At 52.7% G+C, this 18,911-nt stretch carries 15 protein-coding genes; all 15 read right to left on the reverse strand.

The window, feature by feature from the left end; all coding sequences use genetic code 11:
• A complete protein-coding gene (locus FHN83_RS26675) occupies positions 1-282 on the reverse strand; it encodes a hypothetical protein (protein ID WP_139565528.1) in 282 nt (93 codons plus the stop codon).
• Complete coding sequence (locus FHN83_RS26680) at positions 282-2,417, reverse strand: pyocin knob domain-containing protein (protein WP_139565530.1); 2,136 nt, start codon at positions 2,415-2,417, stop codon at positions 282-284. The genes FHN83_RS26675 and FHN83_RS26680 overlap by 1 nt, the downstream gene beginning before the upstream one ends.
• Positions 2,414-2,872, reverse strand: coding sequence for a phage tail protein (locus tag FHN83_RS28755; protein WP_225988010.1), 459 nt, complete (start codon positions 2,870-2,872; stop codon positions 2,414-2,416). Before FHN83_RS28755 ends, FHN83_RS26680 begins: the two co-directional genes overlap by 4 nt.
• A 129-nt stretch (positions 2,873-3,001) precedes the next feature.
• On the reverse strand, positions 3,002-4,747 hold the full coding sequence (locus FHN83_RS28355; RefSeq protein ID WP_176556553.1) for a hypothetical protein: 1,746 nt from the start codon (positions 4,745-4,747) through the stop codon (positions 3,002-3,004).
• Positions 4,744-6,192 (reverse strand): baseplate protein, encoded by a 1,449-nt coding sequence (locus FHN83_RS26695; RefSeq protein WP_139565532.1) that lies wholly within the window; start codon positions 6,190-6,192, stop codon positions 4,744-4,746. Before FHN83_RS26695 ends, FHN83_RS28355 begins: the two co-directional genes overlap by 4 nt.
• A gap of 8 nt (positions 6,193-6,200) precedes the next feature.
• Positions 6,201-6,563 carry a hypothetical protein gene (locus FHN83_RS26700; RefSeq protein WP_139565534.1) on the reverse strand — a complete coding sequence of 121 codons (363 nt, stop codon included), beginning with the start codon at positions 6,561-6,563 and terminating at the stop codon, positions 6,201-6,203.
• Positions 6,564-6,565: 2 nt separating this feature from the next.
• On the reverse strand, positions 6,566-11,089 hold the full coding sequence (locus FHN83_RS26705) for a hypothetical protein (RefSeq protein WP_139565535.1): 4,524 nt from the start codon (positions 11,087-11,089) through the stop codon (positions 6,566-6,568).
• Between the two features lie 116 nt (positions 11,090-11,205).
• Positions 11,206-12,024 carry a hypothetical protein gene (locus tag FHN83_RS26710; protein WP_139565536.1) on the reverse strand — a complete coding sequence of 273 codons (819 nt, stop codon included), beginning with the start codon at positions 12,022-12,024 and terminating at the stop codon, positions 11,206-11,208.
• Between the two features lie 194 nt (positions 12,025-12,218).
• Positions 12,219-12,917 (reverse strand): phage tail protein, encoded by a 699-nt coding sequence (locus FHN83_RS26715; protein ID WP_139565538.1) that lies wholly within the window; start codon positions 12,915-12,917, stop codon positions 12,219-12,221.
• 102 nt (positions 12,918-13,019) lie between these two features.
• A complete protein-coding gene (locus tag FHN83_RS26720) occupies positions 13,020-13,571 on the reverse strand; it encodes a hypothetical protein (protein ID WP_139565540.1) in 552 nt (183 codons plus the stop codon).
• Between the two features lie 4 nt (positions 13,572-13,575).
• Positions 13,576-14,067: a baseplate protein gene (locus FHN83_RS26725; protein WP_139565542.1), complete on the reverse strand. Its 492-nt coding sequence runs from the start codon at positions 14,065-14,067 to the stop codon at positions 13,576-13,578.
• Positions 14,068-14,142: 75 nt separating this feature from the next.
• Positions 14,143-14,715 (reverse strand): hypothetical protein, encoded by a 573-nt coding sequence (locus tag FHN83_RS26730; protein WP_255296779.1) that lies wholly within the window; start codon positions 14,713-14,715, stop codon positions 14,143-14,145.
• A gap of 67 nt (positions 14,716-14,782) precedes the next feature.
• Positions 14,783-15,493 (reverse strand): hypothetical protein, encoded by a 711-nt coding sequence (locus FHN83_RS26735; RefSeq protein ID WP_225988008.1) that lies wholly within the window; start codon positions 15,491-15,493, stop codon positions 14,783-14,785.
• 12 nt (positions 15,494-15,505) lie between these two features.
• On the reverse strand, positions 15,506-17,089 hold the full coding sequence (locus tag FHN83_RS26740) for a phage tail protein (protein WP_139565545.1): 1,584 nt from the start codon (positions 17,087-17,089) through the stop codon (positions 15,506-15,508).
• Positions 17,090-17,129: 40 nt separating this feature from the next.
• On the reverse strand, positions 17,130-18,881 hold the full coding sequence (locus FHN83_RS26745) for a capsid protein (protein WP_139565547.1): 1,752 nt from the start codon (positions 18,879-18,881) through the stop codon (positions 17,130-17,132).
• Positions 18,882-18,911: the final 30 nt, after the last annotated feature.

Here is an 18,911-nt window from a genome sequence, read left to right on the forward strand (position 1 = left end):
TCACGCCCATACGCGGATCGGTGTTTTAGGTTCCACGACAAATTTATTAAACGCAGCCAGATCAAGCAGGTCATCAGCGACGCGAATATTTGCGTGATAACCGGGAACCGCAACGTACTTTGTGTTTTCCACGCCCGGATTTTTTGGCTCATAAATTATCGCTACGACATCCAGGGTAATTGATGGGTGATATAGCCCCCCGTCCATTTCTGTGAATCCTGCATTCAAAAATACCTGTTCCATTTCCGTGGAATTAGCAAACTTAAGACATAAATCTCTCATTATCGGAGTCCTTTAATTTGGCTATCTGTTAATGCACGATGCCAGATTCTCAAGTGGCGAATGTAGTAGACGAATTTCGCAGAAACCGCAGCTGACGAGCTTCCGATGTCATTCGGCGTTTCAGTGGTACTGACGGGAGGAACGGTGGATATATTGGTTTTTCCCTGGAAAAACGTTGAAACAGTGTCGTTTTCTGTTTTATGGGCAAATACACCTTCTGCATTGGCATCAACAGTGAGAGCAATACCTCCTGAACTTCTGTATGCAGTTAAAGTTGTTTGTTTATTTATCTGATGTATGCGACACATAATGTCGTTGCGGATACCTCGTGCGCTAATCACTTCGGTATAGTTTGATGGCGGCGAATATTTAACCAATACATTTAACGCAATAGTCCGGTTAAATTTTTGCGCCAGAGTCATATAGCCAAGATTGGCCGCTGAAAGGCCCCAGGTATCACCTGCGCGTGTTGCTGCTACGCCTTCGGTTTTAATATAAGACGTAGGGAACGGTGATTCCTCAAATTGTGTGCCCCAGACATAAAGACCAGCAGTGATATCGCCGTCATAAACGGTAATGTGTGCCTTTGCAAGCTGGAGTCGGACAATGGATGCTTGCGTGACGGTGGCTTTAAACGCCATCCACACCCTATAGAGTCCATTACCCAGATCTTCAAAACCACGATCGATAACAACCGAGCCGACAATCCCCCCTACCCATGCGCCAGTGTTAGGGTTAAAGATGACGCCGCCACTTGTACCAGTAGCTATGCGCATATACAGCGTGCGATCCCCAGAGCCTGCTGCGACAAATGTGGAAAAACAGTAAGTAGCATCTGCTACCAGTGCGATCATCTTGTCTTCAAGATAATGCTCGCCGTTAATTGCTGTTTCCTGGAAGAGGCACATAGTCTTGTCGCCACGCGGCGATTTGGCGCTATTGTTCGTTACCGTCGAACCTGTAGAACCCTTATATGATTCGGAATTCAGATACAGGTTCGTACCTGATGCCTCCATCAACAAACCAGGCTTTTCAAAACGGGGTTCGTTGATCTCAGCTACACGCATGAGTCCTGTTTTATCGAAATACGTAGCTGTAGTCGCGCGTGAGAAGGTCGCACTGCGGGTTGTCAATTCGGCGTATTGAGTGCCAATGGTAATGCGATCATACGGCCCTTCGCCGTTAACCATCACCATGCTATCTGTAAGCGGTAGCCATACATCCGGCAATGGAGCATCTTCATAAGTAGCCGCCCACGGCCCCCACGGGCCATCCGTTCCGTTCCATGCTGCAGTCAGCGATCGCACATAGATGTTGCCATTACGCGACGTAAAACGCTGAGTGCCATTCCAGGCACCTCCTCTGAGAACTTCCAGTATCCCTACAGCATCCATTTCTGGATAGCCGTTAGCGAGAGTCGCGCCGGTTGTGGTGACTTTGGCCCACTGACCGACTCGATCAGCTGATGGCCCGTATTTGTTGATGTTGTCGGTTTCAGGAATCGCGCCGCGCGTCAGGACCGAAAGCTCCATTGCACGTTTAACAGCGGCGATTGTCGCGCCCTTATAGGTGTCACCATCATTACTGCCACCCTCAACATCGCTGCTCAGCTCACTTCCGATAGCTTTATCCGGTCGGGAGGCCTTGCTCAGCATGGTCTGGGTTAATTGGGTTGTTCCGGCAGGCACGGTAAACCGGCACAATTCCAGCTGATTACCTGCGAGAGCCACGCTCACGTCGGTCATGAAGATACGCGCTGCCTGAATAGCCGAATTAGCGTCAACCTGGTTTGTTTTCACGCCATTCTGATAGTTGGCCTCCAACACGACGCGCGTGGTTGCGCCTGCGGGCAAGGCCAGAGTGATATCTTCGATCTGGTGGACTGAGATCTGGTATTCGCCGACATTTACAGAGGCCGCACCGCGCTTGTCTGCTTCATTGGTCGAAGTGATCTTAACGTTAAGTCCACCTGACAAGACCGGCTCAAACCCTGCGTAAAAACCAGGCTTAACAATGCCGCTCATTTTGCGGTTAAAGGCAGCGGAGGTGTATGTTTCAAAAAACTGAACATCGGCCACCAGCGCACGCTTTGTTTCGGCGCTCAGGATGGATACACCGTTAATAGTCTCACTCATGCGCCGCTACCCTTCTGTTCAATGGTCAGAAGAATGCTGTAAATCTTGCCTTTGTAGATGCTGTCCTGCTGAGCACAAAGAACGGCAAAGGCGGTACCATCAGCATCAACCAACGTGAGGGTGTTGAAGTCATAAACGGCATTGGCGGGCAGTGTGCTTTCTGGAAGCACCACGTTAACAGTGATGGTTGCGCCCTGGCGGGTGCAGATCAGATCGCATTCGGCAAATTTGCCCAGCAGATTAGCGTTCGTGAAGTTGGTAGGGATGTCGTCAATAGTCCAGCCACCAGCCGGGTTTTGCTTAACCAAATTCGACTTGCCCCAGTAGGCTTTCATCATCTGGAAGCGTTTACCCAGTCCGATGGCGGAATCCGCGCGACGGGTGTAGTAGTAGTCCAGCAGTTGCGCTTTATAGAGCGCGCCAGAGCCTGACGCATAAGAAATAACTTCCGACATATTCAACTCCTGTTGATTGATTCAGTCGGATGTTATGGAGTCTGTACTTTGGACATTGAGGGCTTTCCCACTTGGGAATATAGAAATGTTGAGTGTGTGACTGTATGACAGTCACACACTATGACTTTGTTACTCTTGTGGGATCTCCTGGTCCAGCGGCCACGCATCGAGCGGCATGTTATCAATCGTAGCCGCGTCTGGTTGCACGTTCGGCTTATTAACTTCTGCTGTGGCGTTCCATTGCTCCGTGGTCTTATCGTTTGATATATCTGTTTGCGTCTCCCCTAAAACCTGGTTTGACGTGGCGCGGGTGGCCGTCGAGTCCAGCTTGTCTGACTGCTCATGTACAGTAGCATTCACGGCATGAATGTCCTGCTCAGTGCTGTAGGTGATTTTGCGGATCAGTGCTATTTCAAACGGCAGGATGGCGCAGTCCGCCCATCCGGGGAAGGCAAACCGGAATACATCCCCGGTGGTCAGCTCAATGACACAACCCCACTGGCCTAGCGTTTCCAGCGTAACTTTTTCCCCGTCGCTAATAAGTCGAGTATCCGGGCGCGAACCAGGAACAACTGGTGCCGGTATGTCCTGTGCATCCAGTCGCCAACCGTCGGAGGGCATGTCACCCAGGCTGATATGTTGTGTTTCTGTGTCTGGTATCTGTCCACTAACGGTGGTTTCCGCGCGGGTGGCGATCCCCTCAAGATCTATCACGCCCGCATTCGAATAGAGCGTTGCCATGCTGCTAATGTCAAACGTACTAAGTTTCACTATCTGGCTGGTATCCTGAGCGGACATCAATATATGCCTTGATTCGGCTTCACTACACCAAGTGATTTTGCGGATCAGTGCCCTGTCACTGGCAGCTACCGGCAGCACCACGGACAATGCCCAACCAGGAAATGCCAGGCGGCTAACCTCGCCCGTTGTTAACTCCATTACACACCCCCATTGACCGAGAGTATCCAGCAGCAACCGGGTATCGTCTATGCGCAGGCGTGGATCGTTCTCCGGGCCTCCTGGCAGTAATGATGGGATAATCATTGGCATATCGAGCCGCCAGGCATCAGATGGCATGCCGTCCAGCGTCAGCATAAATGTATCGAGAGATCGCCTATCAGGGGCAATTGCAACGGTAGGATTCTTTACTGTCGCGCGCGTTAACTGCATCAGCTCCCGGGCTGGCCGGAATACGAAATTAGGCTCTTTCGAACCAGTGGTAATGCTGACGATTTCGATCTCGTCGCGGGCTTCTTCCAGCCAGAAATCGAGGCGCAGCGAGATCCCGTCAAAAACGGTTTCCAGTGGTAGCAACGGGGCAACAATGCGATCAAAGTCGCTGATAAGGCGCTTAACCAGCTTGTCCTGCTCATCAAAGCCGTAAATCTCATACAATCGGTTGAGATCCACGCTTATTGTGCCGCGTGAAGTCAGAAAAAACTCACCAAAAGAAGCCTGTGCAATCTCCATACCGGCTGCGGTGGTAAAAAACATACCGTATGGACATAGATCCTGGTCAACCGGGGCATAAAGTGGTTCCCACGTCACAGGAAGATTGCCGAACTCGCGCCAGAAGGTTGAGATTATCGGCTGGTCGGTGCCTTTGAAATGGACCTCATCGAGGCGCTGTGTCAGCAGAATTGGCCTGCTGGCCGTTCCATTTTCGCCAATAACAAAGAACTGGCCGTACTCCTTGATTCGTTTATCCAGATCGTCAGCATGCATTGTAAAGAACGATTTACGCGCGCTCAGGCGCTCAAGCAAAGGTTCTACCTGGTCTTCGTATGCTTGCTGTAGGGCATCGGCGAAGCCGGGCCATAGCCCGGAATCCCGTTTTTCGGGTATCAGATGGTTTTTAATCCAGTCTTTAATCACCGGGTAATCTCCCCTGCCTGTTTCAGATCAAAAACTGAATTCGCTGTATCGAGATAGATAAAATCGCTCAGGTTCTCAGGCTTTTTCATGCCGACAACCTCAATCTCATAGCGGTTCAGAAGGGCCAGATCGTCAATGCATGTCCAGACATCTTTGATCTTCACCTGTGCGGTTTTACCATCGTTATCGGCCCCCCGCTCAAGGTCATCTCCGAAACTGGTAGCGTCATAACCAAAACGAGCTTCTAACGTCTCGATGATGGTTTTTTTGGCGTCGTTGATAACCACGTTTTTGTTGGCCGTGCCGGTTACGATGATCGTGAACGGTTTCGCCACCAGCGGCACGTAACGGAAGTTTTTATTCAGTGCATTAGGGATCGCAGCCAGCCGGGCGCGCAGCTGGCTTTCGAGTTGCTCCTGGCTCACTCCGGGCTTATGGCCGCAGATGAAAATCGTGTTGATATTTTTCAAGTCACGCACGCCAGTAAAGGACTCTTGCTGCTGCTCACCCCAGACGTTAAGCCATGACATTCCCTGCACCTGGCGGTGCAGGAAATAACCGTAATCGCCGCCCCATACAACCTGCTCATCGTAGGCGGCGTAATACTGCGCGCGATAACGTGTCTCTTCGGTGGATTCAAACCCACTGCCGCCGGTTATCGGCGTTTCGGTGGTCACTTCCAGCATTTCAGCCATGCCAGCTATATTCCCGGCAGGTGTCAGCTTCTGGCCTTGCGCCAGGGTGGTATCACCACGGCTGCACCAGACCTCAATATCAATACGGCTTCCCGCAGGGGGCATTGCCCCGGTTGAGTCGTCACCGAACCTGATCCCCAGCTGTTCCGTAGGCCGGTACACAAGCACGTAGTGCTCGCTGGTGGCGCGTGACAGTCGAAACATTGGGTTATGAGTCCATTCCCGCTTCTCGCCGTCCACCACAACAAATACGTCGATTGAGGCAGCTTCGGCGGTGATATCACGCGGCAATAACAGCGTATAGAAAGGGCGCGCTGTATCGATCGTGCTGCTGATGAGCACTTTTTCCATCTGGCGAACATTATCGGTAATGATCGTCTGGCCCGCTGGAACAGTGAGCGCGTCATTGGTCACATATGGCAGATCCAGTGTTGACAGAATTTCTGCATTTGCGGGCAGTTGTATCTCTTTGTCCGTTTTGTTGCGGATTTTGACACTTCCCCATGACGGGATAATCAACCGTCCAACGTAACCCCTGTCTTCGGCAGCAGCAAGGATGCTGGAGCGCCGCGTTGCGGTAGAAATAAACCCCTCACCCAGCGCCCGGCGCGCGTGTGACTGTGCTGCGTAAATGATTTGCGATCCGAAGATGCTCATCATCTGGATAAACTGACTGTTGGCATAGCGCGCCCACCAGGTGTTTTTTTCCAGTAGGCCGTTAAATTTTTCGAGTAATTCGTTAATGCTCATGGTGCCGCCTATTTGGTCATCTGCATTGGGAAGTTTATTTCGCCCGCAGGCATCACAAACCGGATATTCAACGTGTCTTCCGATATCGCCTCACATCGCACCTGTTGAAGCTGAATGCTCGGCAGGTCCTGTCGTAATTTCGTTACCAGATCGTTCTCAATGGCGACTTCGACCAGGTGCCCCCCTTCGGGGTCTATCGGTTCGTGCTTATAACGCTGCATCGGGTTTCCCCAGCTGGGCAGGCCATAAACACTGCCCAGCGGCGTGCGCATCCACTCCTCAAGACGCATAAAACTGGTATCCGCAGCCCCCTCTTTAACGGTTACGCCGCCCGCGTCCACGCGCATCAGCGCATCAATTTCGTTGAACATCTTTAATCCCTCAGTAACTCGTCAAGCGCGTTGTCTTTGATGGATAGCGCCGCCTCTCTGCGTGGTGCAGGTTGCGCGGTATTGACCACTTTGGCTGGTGCGTCGTCTTTCTGTTTTGTTGCACCCAAAATCTGTGCCAGCGTTCCGCTCATCGCTTTCAGTTCCTTGAGCATATCGACATCGTAATTTGCATTGTTGTCGCTGCTTAAAGATGGACGGACACCGCTTCGCGCGAGGTCCTGAACGGTCTGCATGGTGGCGGGTATCGCAAGTGATGAAGGTTGCTCCCTGATTTGAGGCAGTATCTTTGCTTCTGGCAGATTGCCAGTGAAGAAGGCACTGGAGGCCTCCTTGACGGTATCCATGCCCCCTTCCATCCAGCTTCCGGCTTTATCGGTAATTGGTGAGATCGCACGCTGCAGTGATGGATCGGCAAGCCCAGCCTGTCCCATCAGATCGCTGATAACCTGCGTACCGCTAAAGCCGCTGACGGTCTGGTTTAACGTGTCACCGATGGCAGGCAAGATTGACGTTCCAACGGCTTTAAAACCGTCCATAGCGCCGCTCACCGCTTTTTCAAGCATCCCCGGTTCCTCAGACGTGGCACTGGCCCCAGGTGCAATCGTTATAGCTGATCCGGCTTTACTTGCTTGACCTGATGCCGTCACTCTCCCGCCTGCTGAGTTGAACGAGCTGGTGCTCTCAGTGGAGGAGCCTTGCTCTATAGATTCCCTGACAGAAATTTGCTGCGCGCTGGCTTCGCGGGTTTGTTTTGCGATTTCTGCCGGTGCGCGGGCAGCATCAGCTAACCCGGCTGGAAGTTTTACCCCGGCAGGGAGTGTTAACCCGGCACTCGGGCGATTTTTGCTCATCCCCTCAATGCCTTTTTCCTGCATCACTTCCTGCACCCAGGCGTCACTTTGCCCGACTGCGCCGGAGGCAGCGGCCATGCCTTTGCCCATCATCGCCTTGAAGCGTGAAGTGAGAGAGTCTTCTCCAGCTGAGCCTTTAACCTCTTTCGCTTTTTCATGCTTCTCCGCCTGTGCTTCGTGCTGTTTCGCGGAAAGGGGCTGCATGGTAGTTTCGCTACCAGCTGTAACTACCGGCGCAGCGGTAGCCAGCGCCTGTGTGGCCGTGCTGCTTTCAGCGTTTATTGCTGCGGCAGGTGCGGCTACGGAAAGCGGGTGTGTAGCTGCGGCAGCGGAAGATATTAGCGATAGAGAAGATGTAACCGGCGCGGCAGCTGCGGCAGGTGCAACTACGGGAGTGATTGGTGCTGGTGCCGGTTCGCCGACTGGTACCATTGGTGGCAAGCCAGCGGCTGCAGTAGCAACGGTCACATTGTCAGATACTGCAGGACGCATTGCCTCTGCGCCGCCCTGCGCCGTTACAACCTTTGAGCCGGTGCTGTGAAGTGAGTTGGCAGCGATCGGTGCCAGCCCTTTTTTGGTGCGTTCTTCGTTGACGACTTTCAGTGACTGGTCACTGAATTTACCACCTACCCACTTACCATTTTCATGCTGGCCGATAGCGTCACGGATAAACTGATCCGTCACCTGCGGGTTGCCGCCCTCGATGGTGGCAATGCCGCGCATTAGCTGGGTCATCACTTCCGGGTTGGTCATGTCCAACCGCTCATTAGATTTGACGCCCAGCTTTGTTGAAAGCGAGGAAATATACTGTTGAGTGTTGTTCTCATTACTCGGCGCATAGACGCCAATAATGTCCTCAACAGTTTCGAGCTTGCGCCCACCAGTAGCTTTTGATTTTCCGTTGGCGTAAAGCGTTAGTTGGTTAGCCAATCCACGGAATCCCTCTTCCGGCGTGTTAAATTTTGCGAATCGTGCCTCACCGTTGACGTTCGGATCTTCCAGTCGCGCCCCTTCCTGGCCGACGTAATTCAGGTTCCCAAAGTTGTTATTACGAAACGATCGGACCTTCGCATTTTTGCCTCCGATATTCAGATCCGGTGAAATGTTATCGACTGATACGGACGCATAATCGGAGACTTTTTTACCTTCGACGCCAACGTTATCCTGACCCCATTCGCCGCCCTGCATCTGGGTGCCCAGACGGTTGATGGCGCTTACTGTTTTATCTGTGCCGGCGTTGATCGCTAAGGTTTGATCCGACAGAGCCATCGTGACGGCTTTACTCTGGCCGTCAGTTGATTCGGTCACTTTCGTTACAGCGTCACGCACGGATGTGATGCCGCTATCCAGACCTTTAGCCATGCTGGCCGTATCGAACGTAAGCGCTTCGGCGACTTTATCCATCCCTACTGCGCTGGCCCCGGAAGCCAGAAGACCTGCAGCCCCGGATACCAGCCCGCCCATATTCAGCACGTTAGCCATTGTGAAGGCGGCTTTTTGCTGAGTGCTAACTTGCTTGCCTTCCTCGACCTTAAACGCTTCGCGCTGGCCTTCCTCGTCGTTAACGCCTTCGTAGGCATCCAGACCTACACCAACCGCAGTACCTATTAGAGGGATCGCTTTCAACGCCGTTTTTGCGCCGAGCTTTGAGCCGACGCTGAGTGCGCCTTTTTGAGTTACGGCTTCCCCGGCTTCGATGGCGGTTTTGACTGCTGTGGTTTCGGCTGTTTTGGTTGCGGTCTTTGTTGCGGTCGTTTCAGCTGTTTTGGTTACGGTTGTTTCAACTGCCTTGGTCGTCGTCGCTTCTGCGGCTTTAGCCCCAGCATCAGTTACAGCTTTTGCGGCGGCAGTAGTTCCGGCTGCAGCTGTGCCGGTACCAACGACGGCAGCGGCAGTTTTTGCGGTTGCTTCGGCGGCAGGCTTGGCGGCGGTGGTTATTGTCTTTTCCGTGGCCCTTGCAGCTGGTGCAGCAGTTTTAGCAGCCTGGGCTGCAGCTTTCTCAGTGGCGACTGCAGCGGCTTTTTCTGGCAGCTGTGTGGCTGCAGTGGTAGCCAGCGCTCCAGTCGCGGCCATGCCACCAACAACTTTCGCCGCTTTGCCACTTAGGATCGCTTTAAGCTTTCCACCCGGGGCTTTGGTGCCGGATGTTTTGATCTTGGCCGCTTTACCTGCTTTATCGCGTCCTTGTCTGTTGCGGCCCTTATCTGTCTGCGCGCCCTCATGCTGACCGGGTTTACCCGGACGTTTGCTTTTATCGCTGTTGATACTGTCCTTATCGTTACTGCGGACCCGGCTGGTGTCTTTTCCGTTGCGTGCATTACGGCCATTGCGGCCATTGCGTCCGGGTAAACTGCGACGGCCCAGCAAACTTTTTAGCCCGCCCATACCTTCGCCGCCTCTCCCCTGGCGCTTAATTTCACGGCGTATGCCATCCAGACCATCAACGATCCGGTCGTCGTTTTCGTCAATTACACGCGTCTGTTCAATAGTGGCATCAGCAGCAGGATCGTGATTACCGCCCGCAAACCGCATTGCTGACTTAGGGGTGCCCAGTGTGGGTGCTTTGGGTGGCTGTGCTATGACTGGCGGCTGTGTTTTTGCTGGTTCCGGTGTGTCGTCTTTATCGTTGTCGTTACCGCTTACCCATTGTTTTAAAGATATCGCGTTATCACTGACAGCTTTGCCAATATCAAACATCCCCTTACCCAGCGTCCAGATTGGCCCGCCCACGACGGCACCCCCGACAAGCTCACCGCCAGTGCCGTCTTCCGCTTTTGCACTCGTATTGCCGTCACCGGTTAGAATTTTTCCCAGCTTGCCAAAAAAGCCGGTCTGCATTTTTTCCTGTTCTTTCAAACTTAACTTCTGTTGGCGAATCTTCTCAGTGGCTTCTGATTTATCGCGTGACACGAATCGACCGTTGGCCCCTCTGCGTGGGTCGCTTGTGTTTTTTTCTTCTGTGGCGCGCGGAGGTCTTCCCGGTTTCGGGCTGCGTGCGAGTTCGCCCGATGTTAAGTTATGAGGCGCGGTTATGTTTCCCGCAGCCGTCAAACGGTCGCGGTAATGTTTGGTGATGCTGCTGGTGTTATTGCTGGTGGCCTCAGAGCTGATGCTGTGGGTGCTGCTTACTCTTTCCCGCTCGCTGTTATAATGATATTCACGCTCAATGGCTTCGGCTTTTTCAGCTTTTCCATCCTGTGTTTTTTTAGTTCCTTTATACGGAACTTTTTTGTCATGTTCTGGCTCTCTTAGTTCCCGCCTATCCTTGCGTGCCTTTTCTGGTGCGTTTTGGTCCTTTTCAAAAGGACTTTTTTGATTGCCTTTAGCCTCCTCTGTCTCGATTATGCTGGACGGTGCCGCTTGAACGCCTTTTTCGTCCTTTGCAACGGCACTTTTTAGGCCTGAATGGTCCTTTTCGTCGGTACTGTTACCATCTGATTTGCGACCGCGTGAAAAACGGCGGGTGATCACCATCTCTGGTGCATCGCCCGCAGATTCTATTGGAGTGGTTGTATTGATAACAGCCTGCGTGTCTGGCCCCGATCGGCCTGATAACGCATTCAGCGATTCATTAATCAGCGCCAGCTGTTTAAGCTCTGCCTCGCTGGCCTGTTCAATGGCATCAATGATTTTCAGCCGATCGTTATTTGGCATGTTAACTCTTCTTCGGTTTGTACTTTTCCTGGAGCGCCTTATTCATTTCAAGCGCTCGCCATTCGGGTAAACGTTCAACGTCACTCACAGGCTGATAGCCATATAAAGTCAGGTTGTTAATAATCGTTAGCCAGCCACTCAGACTTAAAACCGGGAATGAATGCGCCAGGCCGAAACGGGATCAGCAACCGTGTTGCTTTTCCCTCCCCGTTGTCAGCTTCGCAAACGTGCGGTGGTAAAATGAGGTTCACGCGGCCTTCGGCGATACTCACGTCCAGCCCGTGTTTTAGTTCGCGCTGCATCAGCTGGATGCTCGCCACCAGCGGCGTAAATTCTGTATCGGTAGCCATCATTTTGATCAGGTCAAATCGGCGGTTAGCGGCGGCTTCGAAGTCTTCCGGGTCATCGTCCAGTGCTGTGTGAAGGGCCAGCTCAGCAATGCGCATATTGGTTATAGCGGCTTTATAATCCGGGCTATCCTTCTCCGGCAGCGTGAAGCGCAGTCGCTCCAGCATGGTGATACTCCTGCCATCGAGCGGTTTCAAAGTCCAATGGGTATCCTTACCCTGAACCGGCACCATTACGCGCTGGTAAGGCTCTTCGGTGAGCATTCCGGTGGTGTCACTCAGGTCACGCATGTCAAAGTCATTGAAGTGCGTTTCACCGCAGTGCTGGCACTCGTAAGAAAAGGTGTTTACAGCATCTATGCGGGAGTTGATGTAGATCCACCATAACGCCGTGCGACGGTCCTGCGCCGTCCATAGTGCAGAGTCGTTTACTTCTCCTGCCTGCATGGCATTCAGGTATTCCGTGGTAGTCGCTTCTTCAAACGCCGGATCGCTTTCGCTGTAATGCATTGCATCAGCGACGGTCGGCATGTTGAATTTAATTTCAGTGCGCGGCCTGGATGGCAGCGGAAAATCGGGTATGTGCATTTTGCCCCCTTGGGTGTTTTGACTGTCCCAGGGTAAGCGGTCTGTAATTTGCGGTGGGTGTTGTTGCTTGGGCGTTTGTGTACGTGTGACAGTATGACGCGATGACTGTATTAATGTAGTTGTTTCATACAGTCATACAGTCATACAGTCATACAGTCATACAGTCACATAGTATTGCTGCAATATTGTGTGATTCAAAATTTGATCAGGCTTCCTGCACCGGATACAAGCCCGCTGGCGACGTTTCCAGCCATCCCTCTGAGACTGCGGTCAATAGACGTATAGCGAACGAACGACAGTGGGAAAGAAAGAAACTCCGTTACCTGATCGCGTGAACGTGTGATTTCACCCAGCGTCGTGGGGATCAGTTGCACTTCTTCTTCAAGCTTGCGTTGGCCGTCTTGAGTCACTCGATAAAGACGTACATTCAGCAGGTATGATGGCGGAAGGTTTATCGTGCCGTCGTTGTTAATTACGCGGGCGCTGCGGCCTTTAAACCAGTCATACAACAGGCCATTTTCGTCGTCGCGAACCGTCATCGTCAGGTTGCCTGCTACGCGATGAGTGGGCTTGTTAAATTCGATTGCGCCGATGATCTTCGACTCGGTTTCAATGTTACCGAAGCCATAAGTCACGTCTTTTGCGTACATGTCCAGTCCCGGCATGCCGTCCGCTTCAATCGCCCACTGCCAGCCTTGCGCGTAACGTATGCGCATTGCAGCCTGCACTATGGCTTTGTTGCTCGACAACTCAGCAGGCAGACCGCTAAAAGAAACCGGCTGGCCGCTAACAATGCTGGTAGCGCGGGAGAGAATATTGGATATCAGATTGCTGCCCACGGTCTTCATGGATACGCCGCTTGTAAGACCTGATAACCCGTCAAAATATCCCATAAGGCCCCGTATTACTGTATTAGGCTATGATAGTCATTTTGTGTGACTGTCATACTGTAATAGATTATTTTCGTCATACAGTATGACCCTCATACTGTATTGCTAAAGGATGGTGGCGATCGGAATGATTGCCCGGTTCGCTGCCATCTTCTCTTCCAGCTCCAGTTTGCGCTGCTCCAGCGTCGCCTCATCGGCCAGCCCCGAAATATCCAGCTTCCCTGCCACATAGGCGCGGCGCAGGCGCTCTGTATTGGGGATTTTTATCAGAGCTTCCAGGTAATCTTCCAGGGAGCCGATAATGTCCGATGGGATGTGCCAGTTATCAACGTCGCGGTCGCGCAGGTTGACGAAATACAGCAACGTGAACGGGAACCGCTCTCTGCCTGTTAAGTCCAGATCGATACTGTCCGGGTAAGGGTCGGAGTAAACGAGTGCGCCCCGGCTGTCAGTTACGTGGATTAAAGACAAATAATCCTCCGGGTACGCAATGTTTACCCCGTCCGCTTTTTCAATGCGAATGCGAGAGATAACGCCAGCCCGGTCCTGATAGGTTCCCAGCGCCTGAGTAAGCAAAGTGCTGAGAGTTTCTTTCTCGTCCACCAGCAGCGAGGCAAAACGTTGTTTAACCCCATTCAGTAACATGGTTGGCGTCATTCTGTTACTCCGCCCAGTTGTAGACGATACGCAGGGTAGGGCGCACTGCAGTGGTTACGTCCTCAGAGCCGAAATCAATGGCATCTGAGTACACTTTGCAGTGGAGGAAATTACGCTTGAGGCCCATGTGATCGCCGCTGTTGGATTCAGCAGTCGCCTGAAACTCAATATCCACGTACTCCTTGCCATAGACCATCTGGCGCACGGCCAGGAACACGTCACCCTTGATGGTTTCAGCACACGTAACCTGGAATTCACCTGAGTTACGTACCGGGCCGTGCTGGTTGAACTTCATGCCGCCAGGCGCGAAATCTTCGACATCTTCACGCGTCATTTCCGGGATCTGGGTGGTGCGCACCAGAATAGACAGGTGCTCATAACCCTTAATGCGCATCCAGAATTCGGCGCTGACAAGTTTTTCACCCGCAGCAATACTCTGGTTAAGACGTTTTTTCAAAAAACCGACATCGGCTTTGGTGTTGGAAAATCCAGGCATATAAACCCCTCATGAGTTAACTCGGCATAAGCTGCCAGGGGGTAGCGTAGGGAGTTTGTGATTTGCGATGGCTGGTCAAATAAACATGAATGGAATATCGGATTGGTTTTGTACTGCCATGCCGGAACACTGCAGCGTTACGGTGTTGTGGGTGTAATAACCGTCAGAGGTGCGCGGCACATCGAGCTGATAACTCACATGCTGAATAACCACGTCCATGAGCTTTAACCGGCGTCCGATATCCAGCACGACAGGGATGGGCCTGCGCCCCGGCGCGGCGATGGCTTTCAGCTCAGGCGATTGCATCTGCATGAGGGTCGAAATGGCCGCGTTTACTTCGATCTGCGCGTTAGCGGTCGCCATTAGATCAATTACAAGATTGAACGAGGGAGGTTGCTGGCCTTCCCAGATTAAGAGGCTGTTAAACGTCGTTTTAGATGTGCTGCCGCTCGCCGCCTGAACCGTATCGGCCACTTTTCCTGCAGCACCGCTGACAGCCCCGGCCATGCCGCCCAGAGTGTCGTTACCGAAAGGGGATTCCCACATGGCCTGTAGATCTGCGCTACTGCCCTGGCCGATATAACCCACAACCATATGCTGAGGTGAGGTGATATAGCACTTGAGAAACGGACTCACGCCATCAGGCATTATCGCGCCACAAATCATGGGGAATACTCCTCGGAAAGTGCCACCAGCTCGCTGGTGGCACTGAACATTACATTCCGCGTTTTTTGCGAAGGTTCATTGATTTACGGCGATGCAATTTCGCCGTTGAAGTTTGCGCTTTGCGGCGCGCTTTCTTAATGGCCGCTTTCTGTTTGGAAGTTCGACGCATCTTGCGGATACGCTTGCGAATAAGTGTTACCTTACCGCCGCGCACGACTTTGATTTTCGGCGCTTCAAACAGGGCATCTTCGTCGTCACCCGCAATGGTGTACTGACTAATAGCGTCATCATCATCATCAACGTCGCTCAGAGTGTCGAAAACAGATGCTGCGGCATCATCATCTTCGTCGTCGATCATACTGGTTACGTCGTCCTGGCTTGCCCCCATCGCAATCGCGGCATTAGCCAGTTCAGCCAGCGCATCGTTGTACGCATCGATTTGCTCATCGGTATAGTCTTCGTCGTCGCTTTCCAGATCCGGCAGGTCAGCATAGGAAATTGCCAGCGAACTGAAATCAAGCCAGGTTGGTTCACCCTCGCTGGCCCAGTCCAGCAGCAAGGACGCCGCCAGACCGCGATTATCTTCTTTCACGCGACGGTCGAGGGCTTCAAACATCGCCATTTCTTTGTCGCCATCGCCCGAACCTGGTTTGCGGTCTTTTGCACTTTCCAGCATCGCGTCCGGCACTTTCACCTCGCCTTCTGGCGCGAAGGCGGCTTTCAGTAATGGGTTAAACGCCATATTACGTTTCGTCATCATGTTTGTTTTCTCTTAGCGGAAGAGCATTGGTTTGCCGACAATGCGGCGCGCTGTACCAGTCGGACAGACCGCCCACTCCAGCTCCCACAGGTCAATGTCTTTTTGGGTCAGTTTCAGCACAAACGGCTCTTCGCCTTGTGAAGTATCACGCGGCTTGACCAGCGCATTTGCTGCAGAGAAACGTTCTAACAGGTCCGTCATGCCTTCCAGCAGGGTGCTGGAGGTTACGCCGTCAGGTTCATGCTTCGCGGCCTGCGCCACTGCGTAGAAGCCACGCGCGATAGCATTCATCAACGAGCTGATGTGCTGCAGGCGAAGGTAGTTGTTTTTGGCGAAGGTGGTCAGCGAATCGTCAATGAACACATTACCCTGATCGTCAACCGCTACCGGGTTGATACGCGCAGCGGCGAACGCTTCCAGATCGATCTCATCCAGATTCGGGATAGGTTCGATATTCTGGCGACTGATGATGCCGCGAGACACGCCAGCCGGTGCGTAATGCCAGCCACCAACATCTGATACCAGAGCCACGCCTTTCGCTTTGGCAACGAAAGCATCGCAGGAGATCCCGAAGCATACTTTCACGCCCGCGAACACATCACGGCAGTAGTAGGGGAAGTAATAACGCGCTGCCTGATGGGAACCGCCGAAACCGTGACCTTTTGCCTCAGTGATTGCCCCGGTGGACATCTGCGCGCCCTTAAGGTCGTAGAACATATCCACGCGCAGGTTTTGTGCGTACTGTTCCAGTTCCGCCAGCACCGTAGGCTCATAGCAGCCCAGGGATAACAGCGCGGTAAAGTTCACGCTCGCTTTTTTCAGGACTGCCAGCGCCTTCGAATAATCCGCAGGTGTTACGGTATCGAAATCACCATCAGTACCGCCAACGAACGCGGCTGCGTCCACGTTAAGACCGCCGACAACCTGTGCCAGTTGCTCCAGCGCATCGTCACTGACAAGCGCACGCAGGCGAGTAGAGCCATTTTCCAGCGCGGTCGAGAGGAATGCCGGGTTGCCCATATCCGAGCGGGCTTCCAGGTCAAAGGATATCTGTTGTGATTCCAGCGTGGTGGTCGTGCCCGCTTCGTCAGTTTCCTGTAACGAGAGGATATAGAACCCTTCTGCGCTTTCGTCTTCTTCCAGCGACAGGGTACGGTTGGCGGACGCATCACCATCGTCGATGTAGATCAGCACCTGGCTTTTATCCGCTAATACAGGTTCGGAACCCGCATTAAAGTTGACGGACTTGATCTCCAGATTTTTCGTTTCTTCGTTAACGCTCAGTGAAATACCTGGAATTTTCATACCAGGCGCGGGCACACGGACCACGTAGCCATTTCCGCCTTTAGTGGCGCGCTCTACGTGGCGCAGAGGTTCGAAGGCGGAACCCTGACGCGGGTGGATCGCCTTGCCGAGGATGATCTGGTAGTTGTCAGCATTGACGTTTAATACCTTACCGATTTTTCCGCGACGACTCAGGACCAGACCGGCAAATGTAGACGCGCCACCAGCGGCCACGGAATTAGTAGCATCAGCATTAACAGCCATTACTGCTGTGCCGGATGCCTGACCTACTGCAAAGGGGATTTGTTTCATCTAAAAATCCTTATGGGCGTCCCGTAGGACGCCGATTTAATTATTTGGCAGGAGTTTCGGTCTGCTGAGTTGCTTCCGGCTGGGTGGTATCTGGTGCTGCGATTTGCTGGCCGTTAAAGAAGTTGTAAGCGCCTTCTTTTTTATTGGTCAGCGTCAGCTTAGCGAAGTAATTTTCACCGTTGCGCGGGTGCATTTCGTTAAGCGCAGATCCCCACAGGGTTGTGCGGTTAACGAGTGCCGGGTTGGTTTCATGGACATAAGGGATGGCCGGAACGGCATCACCAGAGATCAAGCCAGCTTCGCCGATTTGCTCACCGCGTCCGTAGAAAAGAATGTCGCTACGGTCGAAGTTGCATCCGGTTTCAGAGAGCTGATCACACACCAGGTTCGGCACTTCATAAATGCGGTAGATACCGAACAGCAGGCCGATGTACTGGATGTGCGGTGTCTGCACGTAATCCGGGTCCATCGTGAAGTATTGCGGCGGAAGAGACTTGATAAAGTTCGCTGCATCGCCACCAGCGAAGCCACCGCGCATGCCGACTTTACGGGTACGGTTTACCATGTCAGTGCTCATTTGGCTGAGCTGGTGGCGGATCAGGCCCACCCATGACTCATACTGCTGAGCTTCTGGCAGTGCGATATCAAATACGTAATTACGTACGCAGTGGAACGCCATAGTACGCAGACGCATCATGTCTTGCTCATGGCTCAACCAGTTGCGCATAGCGGTGAACTGAATAGAGGCCATATTCAGGCCAAACTCACGGCTGGCATCGGACGCAGACATTACCGTGTGCTCAGACGCAATGACGTACTGAGAAGGAGATACGGAATAGCTGCGCATGGTCTGGTTGATGACCGGGATCAGCTCAGGCGCTTTCTCAATGTTAATTTCAACCTGCGCCGTTAATTCGGTACCTGCAGCAGGTGCCTCGATAAACGTTACCGCGATGGTGCCTTTGTCATAGTCAACTTTGCAGTTTGCAGAAAATGCGTTGCCGTTAGCATCAGTGTCGTTGAAATACAGGTTGCCATCGCCGTCATCAACTTTTGACATACGACGGTTGATCAGCAACTTAGTACGACCGGATTTGATAGGCATATTTTTGCCTTCAAGGTCGCTGATTTTGAAGGTGAAGACTTTTTTAGTGCCATCCGGCTGTGCTGCTTCCGGGAAGATGTAGAAACGCTTGAGCTGGGCATAGACGCCAGCCCGCTGCATGTGCAGCTCGTCACCCTTCTTGAAGCTACCGAACTCGGTACCAGCAATATTCAGGAGTTCATAAATATCAGCTTTATCGCGGTCGCATGGTACAAACGTACACGCGTCACTGGTAGCCGCACCCAGGGATGCTGGCAGGATAAGCGCTACGTATTGAGCCAGACGCATTACACCATCAGAGGTGCGCATGTCAGCTGCGACAGATTCAAACATCGCACTACCGCTGCCTTCATGTTTATCATTCGCAGCTTCCAGCATCAGGTTTTCAGTACAGCGCTGGGCGTTAGCGAGAACGTCCGCAGGTGGCAGGCAACCGTTGCGTTTTTCGAAGTCGATCATGGCGGAAGCCCAGCCAGTCGCCACTTGGCGCACGAAACGACGATCTACGTTTTCAAACATAGGATCTTTCGATGCACTTTCGGTCGCGGCGCGAGCCAGCTCATTCTGATCGGTGATCAGGGTGCCTTTCGCATCACGTTGAATATCTACAGTAAAAGCCATGACTCGGGCGGCGCGGTTATTGATCTCTTCGACGCGCGCGCGGGCATGCGTAATATCTTTGCTCACAGGTCAGCCCCTATTTAGGGCGCGGTGTGA

This window comes from Leclercia adecarboxylata, from assembly GCF_006171285.1.
Lineage (GTDB): Bacteria > Pseudomonadota > Gammaproteobacteria > Enterobacterales > Enterobacteriaceae > Enterobacter > Enterobacter barmai.

Bases quoted from the DNA above. Each gene is read 5' to 3' on its own strand.
- FHN83_RS26695 (WP_139565532.1), bottom strand. From the start codon at position 6,192: ATGAGCATTAACGAATTACTCGAAAAATTTAACGGCCTACTGGAAAAA.
- FHN83_RS26700 (WP_139565534.1), bottom strand. From the start codon at position 6,563: ATGTTCAACGAAATTGATGCGCTGATGCGCGTGGACGCGGGCGGCGTA.
- FHN83_RS26720 (WP_139565540.1), bottom strand. From the start codon at position 13,571: ATGACGCCAACCATGTTACTGAATGGGGTTAAACAACGTTTTGCCTCG.
- FHN83_RS26715 (WP_139565538.1), bottom strand. From the start codon at position 12,917: ATGGGATATTTTGACGGGTTATCAGGTCTTACAAGCGGCGTATCCATG.
- FHN83_RS26730 (WP_255296779.1), bottom strand. From the start codon at position 14,715: ATGCCTGATGGCGTGAGTCCGTTTCTCAAGTGCTATATCACCTCACCT.
- FHN83_RS28755 (WP_225988010.1), bottom strand. From the start codon at position 2,872: ATGTCGGAAGTTATTTCTTATGCGTCAGGCTCTGGCGCGCTCTATAAA.
- FHN83_RS26725 (WP_139565542.1), bottom strand. From the start codon at position 14,067: ATGCCTGGATTTTCCAACACCAAAGCCGATGTCGGTTTTTTGAAAAAA.
- FHN83_RS26740 (WP_139565545.1), bottom strand. From the start codon at position 17,089: ATGAAACAAATCCCCTTTGCAGTAGGTCAGGCATCCGGCACAGCAGTA.
- FHN83_RS26675 (WP_139565528.1), bottom strand. From the start codon at position 282: ATGAGAGATTTATGTCTTAAGTTTGCTAATTCCACGGAAATGGAACAG.
- FHN83_RS26710 (WP_139565536.1), bottom strand. From the start codon at position 12,024: ATGCACATACCCGATTTTCCGCTGCCATCCAGGCCGCGCACTGAAATT.
- FHN83_RS26705 (WP_139565535.1), bottom strand. From the start codon at position 11,089: ATGCCAAATAACGATCGGCTGAAAATCATTGATGCCATTGAACAGGCC.
- FHN83_RS26735 (WP_225988008.1), bottom strand. From the start codon at position 15,493: ATGATGACGAAACGTAATATGGCGTTTAACCCATTACTGAAAGCCGCC.
- FHN83_RS26680 (WP_139565530.1), bottom strand. From the start codon at position 2,417: ATGAGTGAGACTATTAACGGTGTATCCATCCTGAGCGCCGAAACAAAG.